2 tRNA genes and 3 rRNA genes are annotated in these 5387 nt (G+C 54.8%); all 5 read left to right on the top strand.

The features are described 5' to 3' along the window. Positions 1-270 precede the first annotated feature (270 nt). The 5 genes from ISP14_RS18690 (at position 271) to rrf (ending at position 5343) form a co-directional block, all read left to right on the top strand. A 16S ribosomal RNA gene (locus ISP14_RS18690) occupies positions 271-1811 on the top strand. An 85-nt stretch (positions 1812-1896) separates the two neighbouring features. Beyond that, positions 1897-1973 (top strand) — tRNA-Ile (locus tag ISP14_RS18685). A 5-nt stretch (positions 1974-1978) separates the two neighbouring features. After that, a tRNA-Ala gene (locus ISP14_RS18680) sits at positions 1979-2054 on the top strand. 186 nt (positions 2055-2240) lie between these two features. After that, positions 2241-5119, top strand: a 23S ribosomal RNA gene (locus ISP14_RS18675). A gap of 110 nt (positions 5120-5229) precedes the next feature. Next, a 5S ribosomal RNA gene (gene rrf, locus ISP14_RS18670) occupies positions 5230-5343 on the top strand. The 16S, 23S and 5S rRNA genes sit together here with 2 tRNA genes alongside, the layout of an rRNA operon. Positions 5344-5387 lie beyond the last annotated feature (44 nt).

Raw genomic sequence — 5387 nt, 5'->3', positions numbered from 1 at the left:
GCAAGAAATTCTTCGCTGCAGGTGTTGACGGACCGGAAAGACGATGTATAGTGAGCGGCTCACCGGGACGAAATGTCCTCTAGCGGAAACGACCGCGGTGAAGAGATCTTTGACAGTGTGCACAGGTGAATTGTGTGGACGCCTTGCGCTGGCGAGTCGATGACTTGTCCAAGCAATGCAAAGCGTCCCACCCAAAGAAAGTCAGTAATGAGTTTCAATGGTTGGGGTCACGCTTCAGAAAGATAGATCGACTTCGGTTGATCGAAAACTTAAGTGAAGAGTTTGATCCTGGCTCAGATTGAACGCTGGCGGCATGCCTAACACATGCAAGTCGAACGGCAGCACAGGTAGCAATACCGGGTGGCGAGTGGCGGACGGGTGAGTAATGCATCGGGATCTACCCAAACGTGGGGGATAACGTAGGGAAACTTACGCTAATACCGCATACGTCCTAAGGGAGAAAGCGGGGGCTCGCAAGACCTCGCGCGGTTGGACGAACCGATGTGCGATTAGCTAGTTGGTAGGGTAATGGCCTACCAAGGCGACGATCGCTAGCTGGTCTGAGAGGATGATCAGCCACACTGGGACTGAGACACGGCCCAGACTCCTACGGGAGGCAGCAGTGGGGAATATTGGACAATGGGCGCAAGCCTGATCCAGCAATGCCGCGTGTGTGAAGAAGGCCTTCGGGTTGTAAAGCACTTTTATCAGGAGCGAAATACTACCGGCTAATATCCGGTGGGGCTGACGGTACCTGAGGAATAAGCACCGGCTAACTTCGTGCCAGCAGCCGCGGTAATACGAAGGGTGCAAGCGTTAATCGGAATTACTGGGCGTAAAGGGTGCGTAGGCGGTTATTTAAGTCTGCCGTGAAATCCCCGGGCTCAACCTGGGAATGGCGGTGGATACTGGATAGCTAGAGTGTGTCAGAGGATGGTGGAATTCCCGGTGTAGCGGTGAAATGCGTAGAGATCGGGAGGAACATCAGTGGCGAAGGCGGCCATCTGGGACAACACTGACGCTGAAGCACGAAAGCGTGGGGAGCAAACAGGATTAGATACCCTGGTAGTCCACGCCCTAAACGATGCGAACTGGATGTTGGTCTCAACTCGGAGATCAGTGTCGAAGCAAACGCGTTAAGTTCGCCGCCTGGGGAGTACGGTCGCAAGACTGAAACTCAAAGGAATTGACGGGGGCCCGCACAAGCGGTGGAGTATGTGGTTTAATTCGATGCAACGCGAAGAACCTTACCTGGCCTTGACATGTCCGGAATCCTGCAGAGATGCGGGAGTGCCTTCGGGAATCGGAACACAGGTGCTGCATGGCTGTCGTCAGCTCGTGTCGTGAGATGTTGGGTTAAGTCCCGCAACGAGCGCAACCCTTGTCCTTAGTTGCCAGCACGTAATGGTGGGAACTCTAAGGAGACTGCCGGTGACAAACCGGAGGAAGGTGGGGATGACGTCAAGTCCTCATGGCCCTTACGGCCAGGGCTACACACGTACTACAATGGTCGGTACAGAGGGTTGCAATACCGCGAGGTGGAGCCAATCCCAGAAAGCCGATCCCAGTCCGGATTGGAGTCTGCAACTCGACTCCATGAAGTCGGAATCGCTAGTAATCGCAGATCAGCTATGCTGCGGTGAATACGTTCCCGGGCCTTGTACACACCGCCCGTCACACCATGGGAGTGAGTTGCTCCAGAAGCCGTTAGTCTAACCGCAAGGGGGACGACGACCACGGAGTGGTTCATGACTGGGGTGAAGTCGTAACAAGGTAGCCGTATCGGAAGGTGCGGCTGGATCACCTCCTTTAGAGAACGACAGCGCGATTCAAAAGCGCAAGACGTCCACACAAGACACCTGTATTTCACGTAGCGTCCCTAGCAAGAAGCTTTCCGGGTCTGTAGCTCAGGTGGTTAGAGCGCACCCCTGATAAGGGTGAGGCCGGTGGTTCGAGTCCTCCCAGACCCACCAACCACGGGGCCATAGCTCAGCTGGGAGAGCACCTGCTTTGCAAGCAGGGGGTCGTCGGTTCGATCCCGACTGGCTCCACCATGGTGACGCGTGAAATCCAAGCACACTAAAAGATTTTGAAGCGAGGCGGCGTTGAGGCCGTTCTTGTGTTCTTTGAAAACTGGCAAACGAGTGACAAGCGTCTTGGTTCGAACCGAACCGAGACATGTGTTAAGGCACGAACAGGTGGTTTGAAACGTGTAATCCCGAGGCGACTTGGGGTTATATGGTCAAGCGACCAAGCGTATACGGTGGATGCCTTGGCAGTCAGAGGCGATGAAGGACGTGGCAGCCTGCGAAAAGTGTCGGGGAGCTGGCAACAAGCTTTGATCCGGCAATGTCCGAATGGGGAAACCCACCGCGCAAGCGGTATCCGTAACTGAATTCATAGGTTGCGGAGGCGAACCCGGGGAACTGAAATATCTAAGTACCCGGAGGAAAAGAAATCAACCGAGATTCCGTCAGTAGCGACGAGCGAACGCGGACAAGCCCAAAAGCATCTAGTGTTTTAGTCGAACGGTTTGGAAAAGCCGGCCATAGCGGGTGATAGCCCCGTAGACGAAAGGGCATTAGGTGTGAAATTGAGTAGGGCGGGGCACGAGAAACCCTGTCTGAACATGGGGGGACCATCCTCCAAGGCTAAATACTCCTGACTGACCGATAGCGAACAAGTACCGTGAGGGAAAGGCGAAAAGAACCCCGGAGAGGGGAGTGAAATAGACCCTGAAACCGTATACGTACAAGCAGTGGAAGCCCGCAAGGGTGACTGCGTACCTTTTGTATAATGGGTCAGCGACTTACTGTCAGTGGCAAGCTTAACCGTATAGGGGAGGCGAAGGGAAACCGAGTCTGAATAGGGCGCATAGTCTCTGGCAGTAGACCCGAAACCGAGTGATCTATCCATGGCCAGGTTGAAGGTGCGGTAACACGCACTGGAGGACCGAACCCACATCTGTTGCAATAGATGGGGATGAGCTGTGGATAGGAGTGAAAGGCTAAACAAACTCGGAGATAGCTGGTTCTCCTCGAAAGCTATTTAGGTAGCGCCTCGGACGAATCTTCCTGGGGGTAGAGCACTGTTATGGCTAGCGGGTCATCGCGACTTAGCAAACCATGGCAAACTCCGAATACCAGGACAGACTATCCGGGAGACACACGGCGGGTGCTAACGTCCGTCGTGAAAAGGGAAACAACCCAGACCCGCAGCTAAGGTCCCCAAGTTCTAGCTAAGTGGAAAACGATGTGGAAAGGCATAGACAGCCAGGAGGTTGGCTTAGAAGCAGCCATCCTTTAAAGAAAGCGTAATAGCTCACTGGTCGAGTCGGTCTGCGCGGAAGATTTAACGGGGCTAAGCTAGACACCGAAGCTCGGGGTGCACACGCAAGTGTGCGCGGTAGAGGAGCGTTCCGTAAGCCTGTGAAGGTGGATTGTAAAGTCTGCTGGAGGTATCGGAAGTGCGAATGCTGACATGAGTAACGATAATGCGGGTGAAAAGCCCGCACGCCGAAAGCCCAAGGTTTCCTCGCGCAACGTTCATCGGCGCAGGGTGAGTCGGCCCCTAAGGCGAGGCAGAAATGCGTAGTCGATGGGAAGCTGGTTAATATTCCAGCACTTGACTGTAGTGCGATGTGGGGACGGAGAAGGTTAGGTCTACCGGGCGTTGGTTGTCCCGGGGAAAGGCAGTAGGCATGTGGATTAGGCAAATCCGGTCCACTTTATGCCGAGCACCGAGACGAGCCCTTTTGGGCGAAGTGACTGATACCACGCTTCCAGGAAAAGCCACTAAGCTTCAGCTACAGCAAACCGTACCGTAAACCGACACTGGTAGGCAGGGTGAGAATCCCAAGGCGCTTGAGAGAACTCGGGTGAAGGAACTAGGCAAAATGGCACCGTAACTTCGGGAGAAGGTGCGCCCTTTTTGGTGGTCACGTGCGTGACTGAGCTGAGAAGGGTCGCAGTAACCTGGCCGCTGCGACTGTTTATCAAAAACACAGCACTCTGCAAACACGAAAGTGGACGTATAGGGTGTGACGCCTGCCCGGTGCTGGAAGGTTAATTGATGGGGTCAGCCGCAAGGCGAAGCTCTTGATCGAAGCCCCAGTAAACGGCGGCCGTAACTATAACGGTCCTAAGGTAGCGAAATTCCTTGTCGGGTAAGTTCCGACCTGCACGAATGGCGTAACGACAGCGGCGCTGTCTCCACCCGAGACTCAGTGAAATTGAAATCGCTGTGAAGATGCAGCGTTCCCGCGGCAAGACGGAAAGACCCCGTGAACCTTTACTATAGCTTTACACTGAACGTTGAGTTCTTCTGTGTAGGATAGGTGGGAGGCTACGAAACCGAGACGCCAGTTTCGGTGGAGCCATCCTTGAAATACCACCCTGAAGTGCTTGACGTTCTAACCTCGGCCCGTAATCCGGGTCAGGGACCGTGTATGGTGGGTAGTTTGACTGGGGCGGTCTCCTCCCAAAGAGTAACGGAGGAGCACGAAGGTACGCTCAGCGCGGTCGGACATCGCGCACTGTGTGCAAAGGCATAAGCGTGCTTGACTGCAAGATCGACGGATCAAGCAGGTACGAAAGTAGGTCTTAGTGATCCGGTGGTTCTGTATGGAAGGGCCATCGCTCAACGGATAAAAGGTACTCCGGGGATAACAGGCTGATACCGCCCAAGAGTTCATATCGACGGCGGTGTTTGGCACCTCGATGTCGGCTCATCACATCCTGGGGCTGTAGCCGGTCCCAAGGGTATGGCTGTTCGCCATTTAAAGTGGTACGCGAGCTGGGTTCAGAACGTCGTGAGACAGTTCGGTCCCTATCTGTCGTGGGCGTTGGAGATTTGAGGGGGGCTGCTCCTAGTACGAGAGGACCGGAGTGGACGTTCCGCTGGTGTTCGGGTTGTCATGCCAATGGCATTGCCCGGTAGCTATGAACGGAAGCGATAACCGCTGAAAGCATCTAAGCGGGAAGCGCGCCCCAAGATGAGATCTCCCGAGAGTTCAACTCTCCTGTAGGCACCATTTAGACTAAGTGGTTGATAGGCGCGGTGTGGAAGTGCAGCAATGCATTGAGCTTACGCGTACTAATGAGCCGTGCGGCTTGACCATATAACCCCAAGTGGCCTTCACCACATGCCGGTTCCTGTAGAACCCGGACGCTTGTCACTCGTTTGCCAACTTATTGAAGCGGGCGCATCTTGCGCTGCTTCAACCCCTTCCCTGGCGGCCATAGCGCTGTGGTCCCACCCGATCCCATCCCGAACTCGGAAGTGAAACGCAGCCGCGCCGATGGTAGTGTGCATCTCGCATGCAAGAGTAGGTCACCGCCAGGGGCTTTATCCTTAAACGCCCTCACCGTTATCGGTGAGGGCGTTTG

Source organism: Dyella agri (assembly GCF_044904705.1).
GTDB classification, from domain to species: domain Bacteria; phylum Pseudomonadota; class Gammaproteobacteria; order Xanthomonadales; family Rhodanobacteraceae; genus Rhodanobacter_A; species Rhodanobacter_A agri.
This window is presented reverse-complemented; position numbering and strand designations above follow the sequence as displayed.